Here is a 20,853-nt window from a genome sequence, read left to right as displayed (position 1 = left end):
CCTCTACGTTGCGATTGATGCGTAGATTGCTTTATGTCCGTTTTGCTCACGCGGGAACGAAGGTGTCGCGCAAGAGCCGGCTCAGCCGCGCGTGAGGCGCTTCAGGAGCACCAGCGACGCCACCGGGCGCGCCCCCGCCCGGGCGACCCCGTCGGCCACCTCACGGTCGGTGGAAGCGACGATGACCGGCCGGCCGGGCGGCTCGGCACGCACCAGCTGGCGGATCAACTCGTCCGCGGTGACACCCGGTTTGGAGAACAGCACCCGCACGCCGCGCGGCGGCGCGAGCAGCACCGGCGCGGCCAGCTCGGCCCCGTCGAAGACACAGGTGACCTCGGCGCCCGTCTGCGCGGCGAGCTGCGAGAGCTGCCCGAGCAGCCTGAGCCGCTGCTTCTCCAGCGGCATCTGGGGATAGCCGGTCTTGGTGACGTTGTAGCCGTCCACGACCAGGTGCGCCTGCGGCAGCGCCAGCAACTGGTCGAGGATCGCGGGATCGTGCTCGGACAGGGCACGGGCGGCGATGTCCTTCGGTGTCATCCGTCCCGGTTCGACCGCGTCCACGGTCTCGGCGGGCCGTACGGACACGGGCGGCAGGGCCAGTTCGCGGCGCAGCCCCTGGGCCGCGTCCAGCACGGTGTCCAGCAGCAGCCGGACCCGCATGTCCTCGACGCTGCGTCCCTCGCGGGCCGCTCTGCGCGTGGCCTCCAGGGCGGCTTCCGCCTCGCCCAGGCGGGCCTTGAGCCGCCGGGTCTCGCTCTCGGCGGCCGACACCTGCGCCTGTCCCTCGGCGCGCAGCGCCTCCGTCTCGGCGCGCGCCTTGCGCAGGGCGGCCTCGCCGCGCTTGACGTCGCTGAGCGCGGCGCGCAGCTTGCGGTGCAGCGACTCGGTCTCCTTCTTGGCCGAGTCCAGTTCCGCGCGCAGCCGTTCGGTCTCGGTGCGCGTCTGCTCGCGGGCCGCGTCGAGCTGCCCGCGCAGCCGCTCCAGCTCGGCCCGGCTCTCCTCGTCGGCGCGCTCGGCGTGCGCCCGCTGCGCCTCCTCGCCGGCGGCGGTCACCAGCTTCACCCAGCCCGCCGGGCGCAGTACGTAGGCCGCGGCCGCCACGTCGAGCGGGTCCGCGGCCGGGGGCGGCGAGCCGGAGTCCAGGGCGCCGGACAGTTCCGGCTGGTCCTCTCTGAACTTCTCCCCGACGCGCTGCCGGAACAGCGTGTCGGTCTCCAGCGCCGCCGCCATGGCGTTGCCCGCGAACTTGGCTCTGCGGTTGGGGGCGAACCGGGCGTACTGCCGCAGCTGTGCGGGCAGCTCGGCGACCGTCAGGCGGCCGAAGGCGTCGGAAACGATCTGCACGACCCGGCGGCGCACCCCGTCGGGCAGCGGACGGTCGAGCACCTCAGCGGTGCCGTCGCCCGGCTCCCCGCCTTGTGTCTCCACCATCCGTCACCCCAATGCCTTGCGGGACCCCCCGGTGGGGGATCACCTGTGCGGGGCCCGCTCCGCTCAGGAGCCGGCGCCCGGCCTGTCCACGAGTTCCACCTTGTCCACGGCGTTGCACCAGCGGCAGCGCACCGACTCGATGGTCTCACTGACCACCTCGCGCTCCTCGACCGTGGGCTCTCCGGCCAGGTCCAGGTGGACGTACTCGACGACCTTCGACGAGCGCGTCACGTCGAAGCGGGTGAGGTTGCCGCAGAGGGTGCAGCGCCACCGTGTGGTGGCGGTCGGCAGGGGAACCGTCATCGCGACCTGTTCGCCTTCCTTCTAGTGTCCGTGACGCGCCAGCTTCCCTGGAGCGCCGGCTCGTAACCCTACGGCCTGGCGACCACTCGCCGCCCGGGTGTCCACGGCGGCGAGGCGGTCCGTGCTGATGCGTCCCGTTACGCCATGCTCTGTACACATGAGCGGGTACAGGAACGCGGTGGCCGCCCGGACGGTCAGGGCCCTCAGGGCGGTACGGACCATGCCGGCGCCGGTGACAAGTGCGCTGATCGTCCTGTGCTGCCTGGTCTTCGTGATCAGCCCGGCCTCGGGCCTCACTCCTTTCTACGGCAAAGGGGACGCGCTGCTGCTCGCCCAGCGGTCCTACTTCCAGCGCTGGGGGGTGATCCCCGCCGAGCTGTTCTCCGGGGCCCCACGGGCCGCCCTGACCCCCGCGACGGCCCTGTTCGTGCACGGCGGCTGGGTGCATCTGCTCGGCAACATGCTCTTCCTCCACGTCTTCGGGGCGATGACCGAGGAGCGGATGGGCCGCGCCCGGTTCACGCTGTTCTACCTGGGCTGCGGCTACCTGGCCCTGCTGGGCTACGCCGGCGCCCACGCCGGCTCCGGGCAGCCGCTGGTGGGGGCCTCGGGCGCGATCTCGGCGGTCCTGGGGGCGTTTCTGTATCTGTTCCCGCGGGCCCGGGTGACCAGTCTCTTCCCGTTCCTGTTCTTCCTGCCGCTGCGGCTGCCCGCCTGGGTGGTGCTGCCGTTCTGGGCGGCCCTGCAATGGCTGGCCGCGCGGCAGGCCGGCCAGGGCCCGGGGGTGGCCTACCTGGCCCACGTCATCGGCTTCGGCCTGGGCTTCGCCTACGCGTGGGCGAGGTACGGACGGCCTACTAGAGTGAAGGTCACCCCTGCTCCGGCCCCCGAGGGAGAGAACCAGCCGTGATCACCGCGATCGTCCTCATCAAGACCAGCGTGGACCGGATCCCCGAGATCGCCGAGCAGATCGCCTCGCTGGAGAGCGTGAGCGAGGTCTTCTCCGTCACGGGGACCTACGACCTGATCGCCATGGTCCGGGTGCGGCAGCACGAGGACCTCGCGGAGATCATCCCGGGGCGGATCAGCAAGATCCCCGGTGTCGAGGCCACCGACACGCACGTGGCGTTCCGTACCTACTCGCAGCACGACCTCGAGGCGGCGTTCGCCATCGGGCTGGACTCCTGACCCGACCGCCCGGAGGCCGGCTCACCGCAGAGGCCGGGTTCACACCGCGGGGACGCAGCGGCCGTCCTCCGTGCGGTACTGCCACTTCGCGCCGTCGCGCACCAGTTCCCGCACCGCCGTGACGAACCGCTCCACGTGCTCGTCCGGCGTGCCCGCTCCGAAGCTGACGCGAATGGCGTTGAGGGACTTCTCGCCGGGCGCGGCCTCGGGGGCGCCGCACTCGCCCTGGGTCTGCGGGTCGCTGCCCAGCAGGGTGCGCACCAGCGGGTGGGCGCAGAACAGCCCGTCGCGCACACCGATGCCGTACTCCGCGGAGAGCGCGGCGGCGAAGTGGGAGCTGTTCCAGCCCTCCACGACGAAGGAGATCACGCCGACGCGCGGGGCGTCGTCCCCGAACAGGGAGAGGACCTTCACCTCGGGGACGCCGGCGAGCCCGTCCCGCACCGTGCGGATCAGGTGCTGCTCACGGGCCACCAGGGTGTCGAAGCCGGTCTCGGTCAGCGCCTTGCAGGCCGAGGCGACGGCGTAGGCGCCGATGACGTTCGGGGAGCCGGCCTCGTGGCGGGCGGCGCTGTCGTGCCACTCCACGTCCACTCCCCCGTCGGTGCGCCGCGTGACCCGGCGGCTCGCGCCCCCGCCCGCGAGGTACGGCTCGGCCTCGCGCAGCCAGTCGGAGCGGCCCGCGAGCACCCCGGAGCCGAACGGGGCGTACAGCTTGTGGCCGGAGAAGGCGACCCAGTCGACGTCCAGGTCCGTGACCGACACCGGGTGGTGCGGAGCGAGCTGGGCGGCGTCCAGGACGATCCGGGCGCCGTGCGCGTGCGCGGCGGCGGCCAGCTCCCGTACGGGCCACAGCTCGCCGGTGACGTTGGAGGCGCCGGTGACGCAGACCAGGGCCGGGCCGTGCGGCTCACGGTCGGCCAGGGCCCGCTCCAGGGTGCTCACGGCCTGCTCCGGGGTGCGCGGGGCGTTGAGGTACGTCACCTGCGCGTCCCTCCAGGGCAGCAGGGAGGCGTGGTGCTCGGTCTCGAAGACGAACACCCGGCAGTCGGCCGGGATCGCACGGGCCAGCAGGTTGAGCGAGTCCGTCGTCGAACGGGTGAAGACCACCTGGTCCCCCGCGCGGCAGCCGAGGAACTCGGCGACCGTCGCCCGGGCGTTCTCGAACAGGTCGGTGGACAGCTGCGAGAGGTAGCCGGCGCCGCGGTGGACGCTGCCGTAGTACGGCGCGTACGCCGCCACGTCGTCCCAGACGCGCTGGAGCGCGGGGGCGCTGGCCGCGTAGTCGAGGGCCGCGTAGGTGACCTCACCACCCGTCACGAGCGGCACGGTGACGTCCCTGCCCAGAACGGGCAGCGGGGCACAGACGGACTGGTCGGCGGCAACGGTGGAGACAGACATGGGTGAACTCCCGTGAAAGCAGGCGGAATCACCACGCGAGCGCGCATGGCTCGAGCGTGGGTGAAGGTGAAAAGGGGATGCGGAGGCGGGGCTCTGCGGCCCTAGCGCATTCGCTTGCTCACGGAAGGCTCCCTCGTACGACCAGGACCCCTGGCCCCACGCTCTTCACAAGCGTGCGAGGGGTCCGCGCTTGCCGTAGACCTCGCTGCCTACGGCCTGGTCCTCACCCGGGGCACCCCGCCACGGACGGAGGGTTGCCGGACAGCCGGCCGGGGCCACATGGCTGTCACTCATGACCTGGACAGGAACGTACGCGAGGTGATCGTGGTCCCGCAACCCGTGTCCGGATCGCGGGACCACGACACCTTCCGTCATGTCATGTGTTGCTGGCCGCCACCCAGCGCTCCAGCGTGCGCCGGGCCGCGCCGGAGTCGACGGACTCCGCCGCCTTCTCCATGGCGGCCCGGATCTGCTCCACCAGTGTCCCGGAGCCCGGCTCCAGGGCCACCAGCGCGGCCGCCGAGTTCAGCAGGACGGCGTCCCGTACGGGGCCGTGCTCGCCGTCCAGCAGGCGCCGGGCGACCTCCGCGTTGAAGGAGGCGTCGGCGCCGCGCAGCGCCTCCACCGGCACCAGGTCGATGCCCACGTCCCGCGGGTCGAAGGCCTCCTCGGTGACCTTGCCGTCCCGGACCACCCACACCCGCGAGGTCGCGGTGGTGGTCAGCTCGTCGAGGCCGTCGTCGCCCCGGAAGACCAGGGAGGAGTTGCCGCGCTCGGCGAAGACGCCCGCCACGATCGGCGCCTCGTGCGCCACGGCGACACCGACCGCCTGTGCCCTCACCTTCGCCGGATTGGTCAGCGGACCGAGCAGGTTGAACACCGTGCGGATCCCCAACTGCCCGCGCGCGGCACCCACATGGCGCAGTGCCGGATGGAACTTCACCGCGAAGCAGAAGGTGATCCCGGCCTCCTCGGCGACCTCCACCACCCGCTTCGGGCTCAGGTCGAGGTTGACGCCCAGCTTCTCCAGCACGTCGGACGCCCCGGACGCGGAGGACGCGGCCCGGTTGCCGTGCTTGACGACCTTCGCGCCGGTGCCGGCCACGACGATCGACGACATGGTGGAGATGTTCACCGTCTTCGCGCCGTCGCCGCCGGTGCCGACGATGTCGACGGTGGCGCCCGGCACCTCGATCACGTTGGCGTGCTCGTACATCGTGCGGACGAGGCCGGTGATCTCCTCGACGGTGGCGCCCTTGGCGCGCAGCGCCACCGCGAACCCGGCGATCTGGGCGTCCGTCGCCTCGCCGGCCATGATCCGGTCCATGGCCCAGGCGGTGTCGTCGGCGGCCAGGTCCCGGCCCTCCAGCAGTCCGTTCAGCACCCGGGGCCAGGAACGGCCCGCCGCGGTGTCGCCTCCAGCGGGGGTCACAGCGCTCATATGCCGCTCCTGGGTGGGTTCGGTGTCCCGGACTACGGGACGCGGGTCTCGACGGGCTCCAGCCTATCCAGCCCGGGGACACGGCGAAGGGCCCCGTCCGGGGTTCGGACGGGGCCCTTCGACCGTGGCGTGGCGACGCTCGGAATCAGTGATCAGTGGTGGCCGTGGCCGCTCGTGATCTCCTTGTACTCCTCGACGGTCGGCTTGGGGATCTGGCTCTCCTCGCCGTAGAACGCGCCGCTGAGCTTGGCGCGCAGCTTCTGCGTGCCCGAGATCTTCCGCTCGACGCCGTTCTCGTCGACCGTCGGACCGAGCTCGACCGGCTCGTACTGGTGGTGAGCGGTGAGGGTGTACAGCTGCTCCTGGCTGAGCGGCTCGTGGACCTCGATGAACTCACCGTGCGGCAGGCGCTTGATGATGCCCGACTCGCGGCCGTGCAGCACCTTGTCCTTGTCCCGGCGCTGGAGGCCGAGGCAGATCCGCTTGGTGATGACGAACACGATGACCGGCACGACGAAGAACGAGATCCGGACGAACCAGGTGATCGCGTTGATCGACAGGTGGAAGTGGGTGGCCCACAGGTCGTTTCCACCGCCGACCAGCAGCACGAAGTACCAGGCGATCCACGCGGCGCCGAAGGCCGTGCGGGTCGGGGCGTTGCGCGGACGGTCCAGGATGTGGTGCTCGCGCTTGTCGCCGGTGACCCAGGACTCCAGGAACGGGTAGATCGCGATCGCCACCAGGACCAGCGGGAAGATCACCAGGGGGATGAACACGCCCAGCACGAGCGTGTGGCCCCAGAAGTTGATCTCCCAGCCCGGCATCGTGCGGATCAGGCCCTCGGAGAAGCCCATGTACCAGTCGGGCTGGGCTCCGGTGGACACCTGGTCCGGACGGTAGGGGCCGATGGCCCAGATCGGGTTGATCTGCGCGACCGCCGCGATGGCCGTGATGACACCGAAGACCAGGAAGAAGAAGCCTCCGGCCTTGGCCATATAGACCGGCAGCAGCGGCATGCCGACGACGTTGTTGTTGGTCTTGCCGGGACCCGCGAACTGCGTGTGCTTGTGGTAGAAGACCAGGATCAGGTGGCCGACCACCAGACCGAGCATGATGCCCGGCAGCAGCAGGATGTGGATCGAGTAGAACCGGGCCACGAAGTCGTGACCGGGGAACTCGCCGCCGAAGAGGAAGAACGACAGGTACGTGCCGATGATCGGCACGGACAGGATCGCGCCCTCCATGAAGCGGACACCGGTGCCGGAGAGCAGGTCGTCCGGGAGCGAGTAGCCGGTGAAGCCGGTGAACATGCCGAGGACGAACAGCAGGAAGCCGAACATCCAGTTGATCTCACGCGGCTTGCGGAACGCGCCGGTGAAGAACACGCGCATCATGTGCACGAACATGCCGGCGAGGAAGACCAGCGCGGCCCAGTGGTGGATCTGCCGGATGAGCAGACCACCGCGCACCTCGAAGGAGATGTGCAGGGTCGAGTTGAACGCCTCGCTCATCAGCTGTCCCTGGAGCGGGACGTAGCTGCCGTGGTACACCACCTCGTTCATCGAGGGGTGGAAGAACAGCGTCAGATACACACCCGTGAGGATGATGATCAGGAAGCTGTAGAGGCAGACCTCACCCAGCATGAACGACCAGTGGTCGGGGAAGATCTTGCGCATGTTGGCCTTGGCCAGGCTGTAGATGCCCAGCCGGCCGTCGACCCAGTCGGCGAGCTTCTCGCCGGCCGGTTCCTTCCCGCGCGAGCGGGTCGGGTTGCTCGCTGTAGTACTCATCCGCGCTCCCAGAATGCAGGACCGACGGGCTCCTCGAAGTCGCCGAGCGCCTGGAGGTAACCCTCGCTGTCCACGCCGATGCGCAGCTGCGGCAGGGCGTGACCGGCGGGGCCGAAGATCACTCGGGCACCGTCGGAGAGGTCGAAGGTGGACTGGTGGCACGGGCACAGCACGTGGTGCGTCTGCTGCTCGTACAGGGAGATCGGGCAGCCGACGTGGGTGCAGATCTTCGAGTACGCGACGATGCCCTGGTGCGACCACTCCAGCTCGCGCTTGTCCTTGATGTTGTCCGGCTGGAGCCGGACGATCATCAGGGCCGCCTTGGCGATCTCGGTCTGGAAGTCCTCGTTCGTCTCCTCCAGGCCGTCGGGCTTGGCGAAGGTGAGCGAACCGACGGCGACGTCCTCGGGACGCAGCGGCTGGTTGGTGTTCATGTTGACCAGGCGCTTGCCCTTGGCCCACATGGTGTGGCGGAGGCTGGTCCCGGGCAGCGTACCGAGGTCGCGCAGCAGGAACAGGCCGGACAGCGGCACCAGGGTGAGCGCACCCAGCATGGTGTTGCGGATCAGCGGACGGCGGCCGATCGCGGACTCCTTGGCACCCTGCTTGAAGTCGGCGTGGACCTTCGTGCGGACCTCGGGGGACGCCTCGATCGGGTGACGCTCGTCGGCGATCTCCGCGTCGGACATCAGGGTGCGGGCCCAGTGGACCGCGCCCGCGCCGATGCAGAACAGCGCCACGCCGAGGGTCAGGCCCAGCGCGAAGTTCATCGCGCTGACGTGCCCGATCGGGAAGACGTAGATCGACTTGTCGTTCGGGATCGCCACGTAGGAGGCGATGAAGCCGAGGGTGGCCAGCATCGACACCGTGAACAGCAGGGCGACGGTGCGCTCGGACCGCTTGGCGGCCCGCTCGTCGATGTCCTGGATCCGGTGCTCGTGGGGCGGCAGGCCCGGGTCGGCGAACGGGTTCTTCTCGTCCGCGACCTTCACGGCGCCGTGCGGCGCCCCCTGCTCGGCAGGCAGGTTCTCTTCTGGAATGTCTTGGCTACTCATGACTTCTTGGCCTTTGCGGTCCGGGCGGCGACCCACACGGCGACGGCGATCAGGGCGCCGAGGCCGGCGATCCACGCGAACAGACCCTCACTGACCGGCCCGAGGCCGCCCAGCTCCAGACCGCCGGGGTTCTCCGTCTCGTCGCCGTTGACCGCGTTCAGGTACGCGATGATGTCCTTCTTGTTCTTCGACGACAGCGTGGTGTCGGGGAAGGAGGGCATGTTCTGCGGGCCGGTCTGCATGGCCTCGTAGATGTGCTTCGGCGCGACGCCCTCGAGGTCCGGGGCGAACTTGCCGTGCGTGAGCGCACCGCCCTTGCCGGTGAAGTTGTGGCACTGCGCGCAGTTGGTGCGGAACAGCTCGCCGCCCTTGGCGATGTCCGCGCCCTCCGGGCTGTACTCGTTCTTCGTCGGCACGTTGGGGCCGGCGCCCAGGGAGGCGATGTAGGCCGCGAGCTGGTCGATCTCGCCCTGGCTGTAGATGACCTTCTTCTTGGGGACCTGCGCGCCCGGCTGCTGGGCCGGCATACGGCCCGTGCCGACCTGGAAGTCGACTGCCGCCGCGCCCACGCCCACCAGGGACGGACCGTCAGTGGTGCCCTGACCACCGGTGCCGTGGCAGCTGGCGCAGCCGACCTCGTAGAGCTTCTTGCCCTCCTCGATGGTGAGGGACTGGGCGGAGTCGTCGGCCTTCGCCTTGCTCGCGGGCGCGAACGCGGTGTACAGCCCCCCCGTGGCCGCCAGCGCGAGAAGTAGGACGACGACCGCCGCCAGCGGATGGCGTCGTCGTGCGGAGAGCTTTTTCACGGATTACCCCGGTGTCAGGATCTTCTGCGTCGATGCTTGCGGACTTGGATCGGTTCGTCGGCTACTTGATCAGGTAGATCGTGGCGAAGAGGCCGATCCAGACGACATCGACGAAGTGCCAGTAGTAGGACACGACGATGGCCGCGGTCGCCTGCTCGTGGGTGAACCTCCGGGCCGCGTAGGTGCGGCCGAGGACCAGCAGGAAGGCGATGAGACCGCCCGTCACGTGCAGGCCGTGGAAGCCGGTGGTCAGGTAGAACACCGAGCCGTACGGGTCGGAGGACAGCGAGAGGCCCTCCTCCTTCACGAGGCTCGTGTACTCGTAGATCTGACCGCCGATGAAGATCGCACCCATGATGAAGGTGACGATGAACCAGCCCCGGAGCTTCTTCACGTCACCGCGCTCGGCGGCGAACACGCCGAGCTGACAGGTGAGCGAGGAGAGCACCAGGATCGTGGTGTTCACCGAAGAGAAGGGGACGTTGAGACTGTCCGCCATCGACTTCCAGTGATCGGGTCCCGTCACCGATCGCAGGGTGAAGTACATCGCGAAGAGGGCCGCGAAGAACATCAGCTCGGAACTCAGCCAGATGATGGTTCCGACGCTGGTGAGGTTCGGCCGGTTGACCGACGGGTGCGCGTGCCCGGTTTCTACTGTCGTTGCTGTCGCCACGACCGACATTATGTCGGTCGCTTATCCCGCCCTCACTCCGGGGGGTGCCGTTCGGAGTGTTGGCGGGGTGTGCCCAGCTCGGATGGCCCATCGAAGGCATGTTCCAAGCGGTGTTGACCAGGAGTCGAAGGGAGTAGCATCCGCGCCATCGGTACCCGGAAGTTCCCGACCCTAGCTGTGTCTTCTCGAGATGCGTGGAGGAACAATGCAGGCGACCGCCACGGTGCTGGTCTACAGCGACGACGCGGGCACCAGGGAGCAGGTGCGGCTGGCCACCGGCCGCAGGCCTGCCCAGGACGCGCCGGTCGTCGAGTTCGTGGAGTGCGCCACCCCCGCGGCCGTGCTCAGGGAGCTGGACCGGGGCGGGATCGACGTCTGCGTCCTGGACGGCGAGGCCGTGCCCATGGGCGGCATGGGGGTGTGCCGGCAGATCAAGGACGAGGTCTTCGACTGCCCGCCGGTGCTGCTGCTCATCGGGCGTCCGCAGGACGCCTGGCTGGCCACGTGGAGCCGGGCCGACGCGGCGGTCACCCTGCCGGTGGAGCCGGTGGAGTTCGCCTCCGCGCTGGCGTCTCTGCTGCGCAGGAAGGCCCTGGCCGCCTAGGAGGCCCCGGCAGCCCAGGGCTCAGGAGCCTGGGAAGCGCGGGACGGCCCGTCGTCGTGTCGCCGCGGGCCGTCCCCGGGTGCCGTCACAGGCTCTGTGCCGTCACAGGCTCTGCGGGCGCAGTCTCGCCGTGTCCGACTGGGACGTCGAGCCGGCGGAGTTCAGCGCGCTGCCCAGGACCCACTTCTGCCAGGGCATGTTCCAGTCGCCGAAGCCGTTGTTGAAGACTTCCATCGGGTCACCCTTGGAGTTGACGACCTGGACGATGTCGCCCTCGTGGATGTTGTTGTAGAACCACTGGGCGTTGGCGTTGCTCATACCGGTGCAGCCGTGGCTGACGTTGGCGACGCCCTGGGAGCCGACGGACCAGGGCGCGGCGTGGACGTACTCGCCGCTCCAGGTCACCCGGGTGGCCCAGTAGACCGTCAGGTCGTAGGAGTCGCTGGAGCCCGCCGAGATGCCGATGGTGGAGCTCTTCATCCGGACGCTCGCCTGTTTGGCCAGCACGACCTTGATGCCGTTTCGGGTGTCGAAGCCCGGTTTGCCGGTGGTGATCGGCACCTGCTTGACCTTCTCGTCGTTCTTGTACAGCGTGAGTTGGTGCGTGGCTGCGTCGGTGACGGCGACGACGCGGTCGCCGGTGGTGAGGGTCAGGGGTTTGGCGGCGCCGCCCCACAGCCGGTCGCCGATGCGGATGTTCTCCAGGTTGCTGTGCACCTGGATGGTGGCGTGCACCGGCCAGTACTCCCGGGGGCGGTAGTGCAGGTGCTTGTCGTCCACCCAGTACCAGGAGCCCTGCACGGCGGGGGTGGAGTCGACCTGGAGGCCGCGCTCGACGACGGCGCGCTGCGCCTTGTCGTGGACGGGCTGGTCGAGTTCGGCCGTGATGGGCTGACCGACGCCGTAGGTGCCCGCCTGCGGCCCGAACGTGACGTTCAGGTGCTTCTGCGTGGTGGGCTTGCTGGTGTCGAAGGTGAGGACCTTGCGGCCGGGTGCGCCGTCGTCGTCCTCCGTGCTGACCGAGACCGTGTAGTGGGTGCCCGCGGCCAGCGGTGAGGTGCTGTGCCAGCGACTGCCGTCGGCGGCCAGTTCGCCGGAGACACGGCGGCCCTTGTCGTCCACGACCGTGACGTCCGTGATGCGCCCGTCGGAGTCCTCGGCGGTGACCACCAGGGGCTTGTCCGGGTCGGCCTTCTTGCCGGGGTCCGTGGGGGCGCTGAACGAGATCTGGTCCGCCGCGTCGTAGGGGTCGGCCGCCAGTGGGTTGCCGTCCGAGGAACAGGCGGTGACGCCCGCGCCGAGGGCGGCCACCAGGAGGGTGAAGCTGACGACGGTGCGGGTGCGCGGAGTGGTGGTGCTCATGACTTCACGCTAAGTAGCTCCGTCAACTCCGGCACGGTGGGTCGTCCGTACGGGGGAACGTATGGGGGCGTCGTACGGGCAAACGAAGGAACCCGGACCCTCCGTCGGGAGAGCCCGGGTTCCCCGGTTCGTTCAGCGTGTGTTACTGGGTGCGGTTCTCACCGCGGTAGTACTCGAAGACCCAGCCCCACAGGGCGACCGCGATGAGCGGCGCCGCGAAGTACAGCAGCCACCAGCCGAGGGCGACGCCCAGGAAGGCCAGCGCGCCACCGACGCCGAGGGCGAGCGGCTGCCAGCTGTGCGGGCTGAAGAAGCCCAGCTCGCCGGCGTCGTCCGCGACATCGGCCTCCTTGTCGTCCTGGGCACCCGCGTCGACCCGCCGGGCCGTGAAGCCCAGGTAGAAGCCGACCATGATGCTCAGGCCGAAGGCCAGGAAGAGGGCTGTGGTGCCGGCCGGCTCCTTGGACCACACGCCGTAGACGATGGCCATGATGAGCAGGAAGACGCTCAGCCACATGAACATCTTGCCCTGGATCTTCACTTGCCGGCCTCCTTGCCGCCAGCGAGGGCCTTCTCACCGTGCCCGGCGTTCTCGAGCTGGTCGAGCGCCGCGATCTCCGGATGGTGCAGGTCGAACGCCGGGGATTCGCTGCGGATCCGCGGCAGGGTGACGAAGTTGTGCCGCGGCGGCGGGCAGGCGGTCGCCCACTCCAGCGAACGGCCGTAGCCCCAGGGGTCGTCGACGCCCACCGGCTTGCCGTACTTGGCCGTCTTCCACACGTTGTAGAAGAACGGCAGGATCGACAGGCCGAGCAGGAAGGAGAAGATCGTCGAGATGGTGTTCAGCGCGGTGAAGCCGTCGGCGGCCAGGTAGTCGGCGTACCGGCGCGGCATGCCCTCGGCGCCCAGCCAGTGCTGGATCAGGAAGGTGCCGTGGAAGCCGATGAACAGCATCCAGAAGGTCATCTTGCCCAGCCGCTCGTCGAGCATCTTGCCGGTGAACTTCGGCCACCAGAAGTGGAAGCCGGAGAACATCGCGAAGACGACGGTGCCGAAGACGACGTAGTGGAAGTGCGCCACCACGAAGTAGCTGTCGGAGACGTGGAAGTCCATCGGCGGCGAGGCCAGGATGACGCCGGTCAGACCACCGAAGGTGAAGGTGATCAGGAAGCCGGTCGCCCAGAGCATCGGCGTCTCGAAGGACAGCGAGCCCTTCCACATGGTGCCGATCCAGTTGAAGAACTTCACACCGGTCGGGACCGCGATCAGGAAGGTCATGAAGGAGAAGAACGGCAGCAGCACACCACCGGTGACGTACATGTGGTGGGCCCACACGGTCACGGACAGACCCGCGATAGAGATCGTCGCGCCGATCAGACCCATGTAGCCGAACATCGGCTTGCGGGAGAAGACCGGGATGACCTCACTGATGATGCCGAAGAACGGCAGCGCGATGATGTACACCTCTGGATGGCCGAAGAACCAGAAGAGGTGCTGCCACAACAAGGCTCCGCCGTTGCTGGCGTCGAAGACGTGGGCGCCGAACTTGCGGTCGGCCTCCAGCGCGAACAGGGCCGCGGCCAGCACCGGGAAGGCGAGCAGGACCAGCACCGCGGTCAGCAGCACGTTCCAGGTGAAGATCGGCATGCGGAACATGGTCATGCCCGGAGCGCGCATGCAGATGATCGTGGTGATGAAGTTGACCGAGCCGAGGATCGTGCCGAAGCCGGAGAAGGCCAGACCCATGATCCACAGGTCGCCGCCGACACCCGGCGAGTGCACCGCGTCGGACAGCGGCGCATAGGCGAACCAGCCGAAGTCGGCCGCGCCCTGCGGGGTGAGGAAGCCGGCCACCGCGACGAGCGAGCCGAACAGGTACAGCCAGTAGGCGAACATGTTCAGCCGCGGGAAGGCCACGTCCGGGGCGCCGATCTGCAGCGGCATGATCCAGTTCGTGAAGCCCGCGAACAGCGGCGTCGCGAACATCAGCAGCATGATCGTGCCGTGCATCGTGAACGCCTGGTTGAACTGCTCGTTCGACATGATCTGCAGGCCCGGACGGGCCAGCTCGGCGCGCATGAAGAGCGCCATCACGCCGCCGATGCAGAAGAACGCGAACGACGTCGCCAGATACAGCGTGCCGATGGTCTTGTGGTCGGTGGTCGTCAGCCACTTCACCACGACGTTACCGGGTTGCTTGCGCCGGACCGGCAGCTCGCTCTCGTAAGAGCCCTCGGCCGCCGCGGCACCCTGAGGTTCGTTGAGGATGCTCACAGGTTGTTCGTCTCCCGGTTCTTCTCGTGGCTCGTCTGCGCGATGCCGGCGGGAACGTAACCGGTCTGCCCCTTCTTAGCGAGGTCCTTGAGGTGCTGCTCGTAGCGGTCGGGAGAGACGACCTTCACGTTGAACAGCATCCGGGAGTGGTCCTGGCCGCAGAGCTCGGCGCACTTGCCCCGGAAGGTGCCCTCCATGGTGGGAGTCACCTGGAAGGAGTTGGTGTGGCCCGGGATGACGTCCTGCTTCATCAGGAACGGCAGCACCCAGAAGGAGTGGATGACGTCCCGCGAGGTGAGGATGAAGCGGACGGTCTTGCCCTTGGGCAGCCACAGCGTCGGACCCGGGTTGCCGTTCTGCGGGTTCCGCGTGCCCGGCGTACCGACGTCGTAGACACCGCCGGCGTTCGCCGGGAAGTCGTTCTTGAACCGGTCCGGGATGGCCGACAGGTTCTTGTCGGTCTTCGCGTCACCCGCGGAACCGGCGACGGGCTCCACGTAGTTGAAGGCCCAGCTCCACTGGAAGCCGACCACGTTGACCGTGACGTCGGGCTTCTTGGATTCGTCCAGGAGCTTGGACTCGTCGCGGGCCGTGAAGTAGAAGAGCACCGAGACGATGAGGAGCGGGACCACCGTGTACAGGGCCTCGATGGGCATGTTGTACCGGGTCTGCGGAGGAACCTCGACCTTGGTGCGGCTGCGCCGGTGGAAGAAAGCACTCCACAGGATCAGACCCCACACCAGCACGCCGACCGCGATCGCGGCGGCCCAGGACCCCTGCCACAGGGAGAGGATCCGCGGAGCCTCTTCCGTCGCAGGGGTGGGCATACCCAGCCGGGGGAAGTCCTTGTATGTGCAACCGGTCGCGGTCGCCAGGACCAGGCCCGCAGTCAGTGCCTGCAGCAGCTTCCGCCGCATCGGGCGCCGCGGCGAGCGGTCGGAGCCGTTGGGACTCACGTAGCGCCTTCCCGAGAGTCTCGCCCGCGCTGTACGGCTGCGGCCTTCTCGCTGGTCGGTCGCCGCCCTGCGTCGGGCAGGGGTTTGGATGTTTATGCGGACCAAACCCTACTGGACGCCTTCCGGCGGGTCGCGGGGAGGGTGGCATACGCGCCGCGGGTCACCCCGAAGGGGTGGGATGCCCCTGGCTCCGCCGGTATGTGATGGGGAGTTGAGGCGCCCGACAGCTCGGGATTGCGGCATTTCTGGCGGGTGCGGGCAAGTCGTGGTTTCTCGCGCGGTTCCCCGCGCCCCTTCAGGGCGCTTAGCGTTGACGTGTGTCCTACTTCGATGCCGCTTCCGCCGCTCCCCTTCATCCCGTGGCCCGGCAGGCTCTCCATGCCTCCCTCGACGAGGGCTGGGCCGATCCCGCCCGCCTCTACAAGGAGGGAAGGCGGGCGCGGTTGCTGCTGGACGCGGCGCGGGAGGCGGCCGCGGAGGCGGTGGGCTGCCGGCCGGACGAGCTGAGCTTCACCGCCTCCGGCACCCGCGCCGTGCACACGGGGGTCGCGGGAGCGCTGGCAGGACGCAGGCGCGCCGGACGCCACCTGATCGTGTCAGCGGTCGAACACTCCTCGGTGCTCCATTCGGCCGAGGCGCACGAGGCGGAGGGCGGGACGGTCACCCAGGTCCCGGTCGGCCGGGCGGGCAGGGTGACCGCCGCGTCGTACGCGCAGGCGCTGCGCCCGGACACCGCGCTGGCCTGTCTTCAGTCGGCCAACCACGAGGTGGGCACCGGGCAGCCGGTCGCCGAGGTGGCCGAGGTGTGCCGGGCGGCGGGCGTGCCGCTGCTGGTGGACGCGGCCCAGTCGCTGGGCTGGGGTCCGGTGGACGGGGACTGGTCGCTGCTGACGGCGAGCGCCCACAAGTGGGGCGGGCCGTCGGGGGTGGGCCTGCTCGTCGTGCGCAAGGGGGTGCGGTTCGCGGTCCGGGGGCCGGTGGACGAGCGGGAGTCGGGCCGGGTGGCCGGGTTCGAGAACATCCCGGCGATCGTGGCCGCGGCGGCCTCGCTGCGGGCGGTACGGGCCGAGGCGGCGGCGGAGGCCGTACGGCTGCGGGAGCTGACGGAGCGGATCCGGACGCGGGTGCCGCGGCTGGTGCCGGACGTGGAGGTGGTCGGTGATCCGGTCCACCGGCTGCCGGGGATCGTCACCTTCTCCTGTCTCTACGTCGACGGGGAGGCGCTGCTGCACGAGCTGGACCGCGAGGGCTTCTCGGTCTCGTCCGGCTCCTCCTGCACGAGCAGCACGCTGACCCCGAGTCATGTGCTGAAGGCGATGGGGGTGCTGAGCGAGGGGAACGTGCGGGTGTCGCTGCCGCCGGGGACGCCGGAGGAGGACGTGGAGCGGTTCCTGGAGGTGCTGCCGGGGACGGTGGCACAGGTGCGGGAGAAGCTGGGGGCGCCGTCGGCTCCCGCCGCCCGGGTGCGCCAGGAGGAACTGGTCGTCGACTCTCTCGGCAAGCGGTGCCCGATCCCGGTCATCGAGCTGGCCAAGGTGTTCGGCGAGGTGCCGGTCGGCGGCACGGTACGGGTGCTGTCCGACGACGAGGCCGCCCGGCTGGACATCCCGGCGTGGTGCGAGATGCGGGGGCAGGAGTACCTGGGCGAGGAACCGGCGGATCGGGGAACGGCGTACCTGATCCGCCGGGTCTCCTAGTCCTGGAGTGGTGAGGTGGGGGCGGGGTCTCTGCCGAGGTGCGCCCGTCTCAGCCGAGGTGCGCCCGTACCTCGTGCGCGGCCTCGTCGCCGTACGCCTTGGTGAACCGCTCCATGAAGTGCGCCCGCCGCAGCTGGTACTCCTGGGTGCCGACCGTCTCGATGACGAGGGTCGCCAGCATGCAGCCGACCTGGGCGGCGCGCTCCAGCGAGACACCCCAGGCCAGCCCGGACAGGAACCCGGCGCGGAAGGCGTCGCCCACGCCGGTCGGGTCGGCCTTGCGCTCCTCGTCCGGGCAGCCGACCTCGATCGGGTCCTCACCGGCGCGCTCGATGCGCACCCCGCGCGAGCCGAGGGTGGTCACCCGGTGGCCGACGCGGCCGAGGATCTCGGCGTCGCTCCAGCCGGTCTTGGTCTCGATCAGGCCCTTCTCGTACTCGTTCGAGAACAGGTACGTCGCCCCGTCCAGCAGTATCCGGATCTCGTCGCCGTCCATCCGGGCGATCTGCTGAGAGAAGTCGGCGGCGAACGGAATGGACCGCGTACGGCACTCCTCGGTGTGCCGGAGCATCGCCTCCGGGTCGTCGGCGCCGATGAGCACCAGGTCCAGGCGGCCGACACGGTCGGCGACCGTCTTGAGCTCGATGAGCCGGGCCTCGCTCATGGCACCGGTGTAGAAGGAGCCGATCTGGTTGTGGTCGGCGTCGGTGGTGCACACGAAGCGCGCGGTGTGCAGCGTCTCGGAGATGCGGACGGAGGAGGTGTCCACGCCGTGCCGGTCCAGCCAGGCGCGGTACTCGCCGAAGTCGGCTCCGGCGGCGCCCACCAGGATCGGCCGGGTGCCCAGCTGACCCATGCCGAAGGCGATGTTGGCGGCCACCCCGCCGCGCCGGACGTCCAGCTGGTCGACCAGGAAGGAGAGCGAGACCGTGTGCAGCTGGTCCGCGACCAGCTGGTCGGCGAAGCGGCCGGGGAAGGTCATGAGGTGGTCGGTGGCGATGGAGCCGGTGACTGCGATGCGCACGGCGTGGACTCTCCTGGGAGGGAGGAGGCGATTGACAGTTCACGCTACCCGGTGGCCGGGTGGCGCTGAAGCGGACAAAACTACCCGATAGTAGATCTTTCTCGGCGGGCTCGTCCGTGCTTACGGTGCGGCCATGACGAACCACATGGTCCATGCTGCCCCCGGTCCGGCCGACCCGGAAGGCGATCTCGCGTCACTTCGCGGGGACTGCGCCCGGATGGCCCCGCACTGGGCGGCTCCCGACCGGGGGTCCCGGCGGCCGGTGCCGCCGTCCCGCATCCACGGGGTGGATGTGCCGGCCTCCTCCGCCCGCCTGCTGGACGCGATGTCGGACTACGGGGACTGAGCCCGGGGAACCGCGCGCTCCCCCGCCGCGTCCCATCGCTGTCCCCCGTATGGGGGATGCGGGATACGACCCGTCGGGCCGGCTGCTTCGCCAGGGCCGGGTCGGGGTCGGTCACAGGGACAGCTGTGCAGCCGAAGGAGCGATGCGGTGAACACCGAGCGACCCGACCACGACGACACGGCCGCGACCGAGGCCGAGGCCGAGGCCGCGGGTGCCGCCGAGGACGCCGCGGCACGGCCGGAGGCACCGGAACCCGAGGTCCCGCCGGTGAGCACCACCGGCGACGGCGGGGGCGGCGACCACGGCGACGGCGGTGACGACGGCGACGACGGCCGGCGCGATGACGCAGGCGACGGCGGTGACGACGGCGGCGGCAGTGGCGGCCGGTTCGGCCGGGGCCGGTCTCCGCTGGTCGCCGCCTCGGTCGCCGCGGCGGTGCTGCTGGTGGGCGGCGGCGGGGCGTACCTCGCCACGAGTGCGTACGACGGCTCCGGCGACGACCGTACGGGCTCGGCGGCCTCCCCCGGCCACGGCACTCCCCCGCCGCTCGTCCTCGACGACTACGCCTCCGGTCGTACGGGGGATACGGGCGCCACGGCCGGCACGAACGGGATCGCGCCCGGCGAGCCCAACCCCTACGGCGCCACCTACCGGGCCGCCGGAACGCTGCCCGCCGGGCCCGCCTCCGCACCGGTGTACGAGCCGCGGGGCGAGGTCACCCGCGACGAGGTGACCCGCCTGGCCAGGGCGCTGGGCGTGGAGGGCACCGTCGTGGCCGACGCGCAGGCCTGGCGGGTCGGGACCGGGAAGGACGGGGCCGGTCCGATGCTGCGGGTGAACCGGCAGGCGCCGGGGACCTGGACGTTCAGCCGGTACGCGCCGGGCACCGACAACTGCAAGGGCGCGGTGTGCGCGCACGCCCCGGCCGCTCCCACCGTCCACCCGGTGAGCGTGGCGGCGGCCGAGAAGGCGGCGGCTCCGGTGCTCAAGGCGCTGGGGCAGGACGACGCGAAGGTGGACGCGGGCCAGGTCATGGGCGCCCAGCGGGTCGTCAACGCCGATCCGCGGTTCGGCGGGCTGCCGACGTACGGCTGGACGACGGGCCTGACCGTGAGCCCGCAGGGCGAGGTGGTCGGCGGCAGCGGGCAGGTGAAGGCGCCGGCCGAGGGCGAGACGTATCCCGTGCTGAGCGCGCGCAGGACGCTGGACCTGATGAACGCGGCCCCGCGCACCGACCACCGCATGGGCATCGGCGGCTGCGCCAGTCCCGTACCGCTGAAGGACCGCCTGGAGGCGCCGTGCGGGACCTCCGGATTGTCCGGATCCTCCGGGAACTCCGGGAACTCCGGGCCCACGGGTCACAGTGCCGGGCAGGACGCCTTCACCGTCGACCGGGCCGTGTTCGGCCTGGCGTCGCACTCCTCGAACGGGCGGCAGACGCTGGTGCCGTCCTGGCTGTTCCAGGTGCGGGGAGCCGCTGGTCAGGGCGGCTTCACGGTGACGTACCCGGCCGTCGACCCGCGGTACCTGAGCTCACCGGGCGCGCCGTCCGCACCGTCCGCGCCGTCCGCGCGGCCGGAGCCGCGGCCCAGCGGTCCGGGCGCCGCACCGGCGACCCGTGACGTGCGGGTGTCGGGCTACACCACCGAGGGCGACGAGCTGACGGTGAGCTTCGAGGGCGGGGTGTGCGCCGACTACCGGACGTCGGCGAAGGAGAGCTCCGACCGGGTGACCGTCACGGTGACGGAGACTCCGTGGCCGGACAAGGTCTGCATCCTGATCGCCAAGGAGTACCGGCAGTCGGTCCACCTGGACCAGCCGCTCGGGGACCGGAAGGTGGTCGGGTCGGACGGCAGCACGATCCCGCGGGTGAAGCCCGGAGCCCGGCTGCCCGCACCACCGCGGGCCTCCGGTCAGCCGGTCAGGTGAGCCGGGAGCGTGGAGCGGGTGAGCGGGTGAGCGGGACGTGAGGCGGTCGGCCGGCCGCGCCGGCAGCGGCGCACACGCAAGGCGGCGGCCCCCCGGGGAGGGGGACCGCCGCCTTCTCCGTCGGGCCGGGATCAGCTGAAGGAGTCGCCGCAGGCGCAGGAGCCCGTCGCGTTCGGGTTGTCGATCGTGAAGCCCTGCTTCTCGATCGTGTCCACGAAGTCGATGGTGGCGCCGCCGAGGTACGGAGCGCTCATACGGTCGGTGACGACCTTGACGCCGCCGAAGTCCTTCTCCACGTCGCCGTCGAGGGAGCGCTCGTCGAAGAAGAGCTGGTAGCGCAGGCCGGAGCAGCCGCCGGGCTGGACGGCGACGCGCAGGGCGAGGTCGTCACGGCCTTCCTGGTCGAGCAGCGCCTTGACCTTGGACGCGGCGGCGTCGGTCAGGATGATGCCGTCGGTGACGGTGGTGGTCTCGTCCGATACGGACATCTACATCTCTCCCGGGTTGTACGGAGACTGCTTGCCGACGAGTGCAACCGGCAAGGCCGCGGATTCATTCCGGGCCGAGCACATG

Annotated in this window: 20 protein-coding genes and 1 riboswitch; of the genes, 6 read left to right on the top strand and 14 right to left on the bottom strand. The window is 70.1% G+C overall.

Translation table 11 applies throughout. The features are described 5' to 3' along the window. Window positions 1–81: 81 nt before the first annotated feature. Both ABZ484_RS04735 and ABZ484_RS04730 read right to left on the bottom strand, forming a co-directional pair. Window positions 82–1,431 (bottom strand): NYN domain-containing protein, encoded by a 1,350-nt coding sequence (locus tag ABZ484_RS04735; RefSeq protein WP_358864444.1) that lies wholly within the window; start codon window positions 1,429–1,431, stop codon window positions 82–84. Window positions 1,432–1,494: 63 nt separating this feature from the next. After that, window positions 1,495–1,734 carry a hypothetical protein gene (locus ABZ484_RS04730; protein ID WP_018567422.1) on the bottom strand — a complete coding sequence of 80 codons (240 nt, stop codon included), beginning with the start codon at window positions 1,732–1,734 and terminating at the stop codon, window positions 1,495–1,497. 157 nt (window positions 1,735–1,891) lie between these two features. On the opposite strand from ABZ484_RS04730, the gene ABZ484_RS04725 reads away from it, so the two are divergent. Both ABZ484_RS04725 and ABZ484_RS04720 read left to right on the top strand, forming a co-directional pair. Further along, the gene (locus tag ABZ484_RS04725) at window positions 1,892–2,644 is read left to right on the top strand and encodes a rhomboid family intramembrane serine protease (protein ID WP_358864443.1); all 753 of its coding nucleotides are present in this window, start codon (window positions 1,892–1,894) and stop codon (window positions 2,642–2,644) included. Next, the gene (locus ABZ484_RS04720) at window positions 2,641–2,922 is read left to right on the top strand and encodes an Lrp/AsnC ligand binding domain-containing protein (protein ID WP_189906246.1); all 282 of its coding nucleotides are present in this window, start codon (window positions 2,641–2,643) and stop codon (window positions 2,920–2,922) included. The genes ABZ484_RS04725 and ABZ484_RS04720 overlap by 4 nt, the downstream gene beginning before the upstream one ends. Before the next feature lie 39 nt (window positions 2,923–2,961). On the opposite strand, the gene ABZ484_RS04715 is transcribed toward ABZ484_RS04720, so the two are convergent. The 6 genes from ABZ484_RS04715 to ABZ484_RS04690 all read right to left on the bottom strand — a co-directional run bounded on the left by ABZ484_RS04715 (window position 2,962) and on the right by ABZ484_RS04690 (window position 10,097). Continuing rightward, on the bottom strand, window positions 2,962–4,323 hold the full coding sequence (locus ABZ484_RS04715) for an aminotransferase class V-fold PLP-dependent enzyme (protein WP_358864442.1): 1,362 nt from the start codon (window positions 4,321–4,323) through the stop codon (window positions 2,962–2,964). Window positions 4,324–4,504: 181 nt separating this feature from the next. Next, a riboswitch (SAM riboswitch) is annotated at window positions 4,505–4,621 on the bottom strand. A 78-nt stretch (window positions 4,622–4,699) separates the two neighbouring features. Continuing rightward, the gene (trpD, locus tag ABZ484_RS04710) at window positions 4,700–5,764 is read right to left on the bottom strand and encodes an anthranilate phosphoribosyltransferase (protein WP_358864441.1); all 1,065 of its coding nucleotides are present in this window, start codon (window positions 5,762–5,764) and stop codon (window positions 4,700–4,702) included. 152 nt (window positions 5,765–5,916) lie between these two features. Further along, window positions 5,917–7,554, bottom strand: a complete 1,638-nt coding sequence (locus ABZ484_RS04705; protein ID WP_358864440.1) for a ubiquinol-cytochrome c reductase cytochrome b subunit — start codon at window positions 7,552–7,554, stop codon at window positions 5,917–5,919. Then, the gene (locus ABZ484_RS04700; protein ID WP_358864439.1) at window positions 7,551–8,609 is read right to left on the bottom strand and encodes a Rieske 2Fe-2S domain-containing protein; all 1,059 of its coding nucleotides are present in this window, start codon (window positions 8,607–8,609) and stop codon (window positions 7,551–7,553) included. Before ABZ484_RS04700 ends, ABZ484_RS04705 begins: the two co-directional genes overlap by 4 nt. Next, complete coding sequence (locus ABZ484_RS04695; protein WP_358864438.1) at window positions 8,606–9,415, bottom strand: c-type cytochrome; 810 nt, start codon at window positions 9,413–9,415, stop codon at window positions 8,606–8,608. Before ABZ484_RS04695 ends, ABZ484_RS04700 begins: the two co-directional genes overlap by 4 nt. Before the next feature lie 61 nt (window positions 9,416–9,476). Then, window positions 9,477–10,097, bottom strand: coding sequence for a heme-copper oxidase subunit III (locus ABZ484_RS04690; protein WP_358864437.1), 621 nt, complete (start codon window positions 10,095–10,097; stop codon window positions 9,477–9,479). Window positions 10,098–10,293: 196 nt separating this feature from the next. Between ABZ484_RS04690 and ABZ484_RS04685 the strand changes: the two genes are divergently transcribed. Further along, window positions 10,294–10,692 carry a hypothetical protein gene (locus ABZ484_RS04685; RefSeq protein WP_358864436.1) on the top strand — a complete coding sequence of 133 codons (399 nt, stop codon included), beginning with the start codon at window positions 10,294–10,296 and terminating at the stop codon, window positions 10,690–10,692. Between the two features lie 102 nt (window positions 10,693–10,794). On the opposite strand, the gene ABZ484_RS04680 is transcribed toward ABZ484_RS04685, so the two are convergent. The 4 genes from ABZ484_RS04680 to coxB all read right to left on the bottom strand — a co-directional run bounded on the left by ABZ484_RS04680 (window position 10,795) and on the right by coxB (window position 15,284). Beyond that, a complete protein-coding gene (locus ABZ484_RS04680; protein ID WP_358864435.1) occupies window positions 10,795–12,054 on the bottom strand; it encodes an Ig-like domain-containing protein in 1,260 nt (419 codons plus the stop codon). Between the two features lie 142 nt (window positions 12,055–12,196). Next, complete coding sequence (locus ABZ484_RS04675; protein WP_358864434.1) at window positions 12,197–12,595, bottom strand: cytochrome c oxidase subunit 4; 399 nt, start codon at window positions 12,593–12,595, stop codon at window positions 12,197–12,199. Further along, window positions 12,592–14,328 carry a cytochrome c oxidase subunit I gene (gene ctaD / locus ABZ484_RS04670; protein ID WP_358864433.1) on the bottom strand — a complete coding sequence of 579 codons (1,737 nt, stop codon included), beginning with the start codon at window positions 14,326–14,328 and terminating at the stop codon, window positions 12,592–12,594. Before ctaD ends, ABZ484_RS04675 begins: the two co-directional genes overlap by 4 nt. Beyond that, the gene (gene coxB, locus ABZ484_RS04665) at window positions 14,325–15,284 is read right to left on the bottom strand and encodes a cytochrome c oxidase subunit II (RefSeq protein WP_358864432.1); all 960 of its coding nucleotides are present in this window, start codon (window positions 15,282–15,284) and stop codon (window positions 14,325–14,327) included. Before coxB ends, ctaD begins: the two co-directional genes overlap by 4 nt. Window positions 15,285–15,601: 317 nt before the next feature. On the opposite strand from coxB, the gene ABZ484_RS04660 reads away from it, so the two are divergent. After that, window positions 15,602–16,981, top strand: a complete 1,380-nt coding sequence (locus ABZ484_RS04660; RefSeq protein WP_358864431.1) for an aminotransferase class V-fold PLP-dependent enzyme — start codon at window positions 15,602–15,604, stop codon at window positions 16,979–16,981. A 49-nt stretch (window positions 16,982–17,030) separates the two neighbouring features. Here the strand turns inward: ABZ484_RS04660 and ABZ484_RS04655 are convergent, their stop codons facing one another. Beyond that, window positions 17,031–18,005: a carbohydrate kinase family protein gene (locus ABZ484_RS04655; protein WP_358864430.1), complete on the bottom strand. Its 975-nt coding sequence runs from the start codon at window positions 18,003–18,005 to the stop codon at window positions 17,031–17,033. A 133-nt stretch (window positions 18,006–18,138) separates the two neighbouring features. Here ABZ484_RS04655 and ABZ484_RS04650 point away from each other — a divergent pair, with 133 nt between their 5' ends. Beyond that, on the top strand, window positions 18,139–18,351 hold the full coding sequence (locus tag ABZ484_RS04650) for a hypothetical protein (protein WP_358864429.1): 213 nt from the start codon (window positions 18,139–18,141) through the stop codon (window positions 18,349–18,351). Window positions 18,352–18,498: 147 nt separating this feature from the next. Then, on the top strand, window positions 18,499–20,280 hold the full coding sequence (locus ABZ484_RS04645; protein ID WP_358864428.1) for a hypothetical protein: 1,782 nt from the start codon (window positions 18,499–18,501) through the stop codon (window positions 20,278–20,280). 131 nt (window positions 20,281–20,411) lie between these two features. On the opposite strand, the gene ABZ484_RS04640 is transcribed toward ABZ484_RS04645, so the two are convergent. Continuing rightward, window positions 20,412–20,768 (bottom strand): iron-sulfur cluster assembly accessory protein, encoded by a 357-nt coding sequence (locus tag ABZ484_RS04640; protein ID WP_006135694.1) that lies wholly within the window; start codon window positions 20,766–20,768, stop codon window positions 20,412–20,414. Between the last annotated feature and the right edge of the window lie 85 nt (window positions 20,769–20,853).

This window comes from Streptomyces sp. NPDC006393 (assembly GCF_040628575.1).
In the GTDB taxonomy this organism is placed as follows: Bacteria; Actinomycetota; Actinomycetes; order Streptomycetales; family Streptomycetaceae; genus Streptomyces.
This window is presented reverse-complemented; position numbering and strand designations above follow the sequence as displayed.

What these genes read in the sequence shown, in the direction of transcription:
- ABZ484_RS04735 (WP_358864444.1), bottom strand. Translation starts at nt 1,431, where the DNA reads ATGGTGGAGACACAAGGCGGGGAGCCGGGCGACGGCACCGCTGAGGTG.
- ABZ484_RS04730 (WP_018567422.1), bottom strand. Translation starts at nt 1,734, where the DNA reads ATGACGGTTCCCCTGCCGACCGCCACCACACGGTGGCGCTGCACCCTC.
- ABZ484_RS04725 (WP_358864443.1), top strand. Translation starts at nt 1,892, where the DNA reads ATGAGCGGGTACAGGAACGCGGTGGCCGCCCGGACGGTCAGGGCCCTC.
- ABZ484_RS04715 (WP_358864442.1), bottom strand. Translation starts at nt 4,323, where the DNA reads ATGTCTGTCTCCACCGTTGCCGCCGACCAGTCCGTCTGTGCCCCGCTG.
- trpD (WP_358864441.1), bottom strand. Translation starts at nt 5,764, where the DNA reads ATGAGCGCTGTGACCCCCGCTGGAGGCGACACCGCGGCGGGCCGTTCC.
- ABZ484_RS04705 (WP_358864440.1), bottom strand. Translation starts at nt 7,554, where the DNA reads ATGAGTACTACAGCGAGCAACCCGACCCGCTCGCGCGGGAAGGAACCG.
- ABZ484_RS04700 (WP_358864439.1), bottom strand. Translation starts at nt 8,609, where the DNA reads ATGAGTAGCCAAGACATTCCAGAAGAGAACCTGCCTGCCGAGCAGGGG.
- ABZ484_RS04690 (WP_358864437.1), bottom strand. Translation starts at nt 10,097, where the DNA reads ATGTCGGTCGTGGCGACAGCAACGACAGTAGAAACCGGGCACGCGCAC.
- ABZ484_RS04685 (WP_358864436.1), top strand. Translation starts at nt 10,294, where the DNA reads ATGCAGGCGACCGCCACGGTGCTGGTCTACAGCGACGACGCGGGCACC.
- ABZ484_RS04680 (WP_358864435.1), bottom strand. Translation starts at nt 12,054, where the DNA reads ATGAGCACCACCACTCCGCGCACCCGCACCGTCGTCAGCTTCACCCTC.
- ABZ484_RS04650 (WP_358864429.1), top strand. Translation starts at nt 18,139, where the DNA reads ATGACGAACCACATGGTCCATGCTGCCCCCGGTCCGGCCGACCCGGAA.
- ABZ484_RS04640 (WP_006135694.1), bottom strand. Translation starts at nt 20,768, where the DNA reads ATGTCCGTATCGGACGAGACCACCACCGTCACCGACGGCATCATCCTG.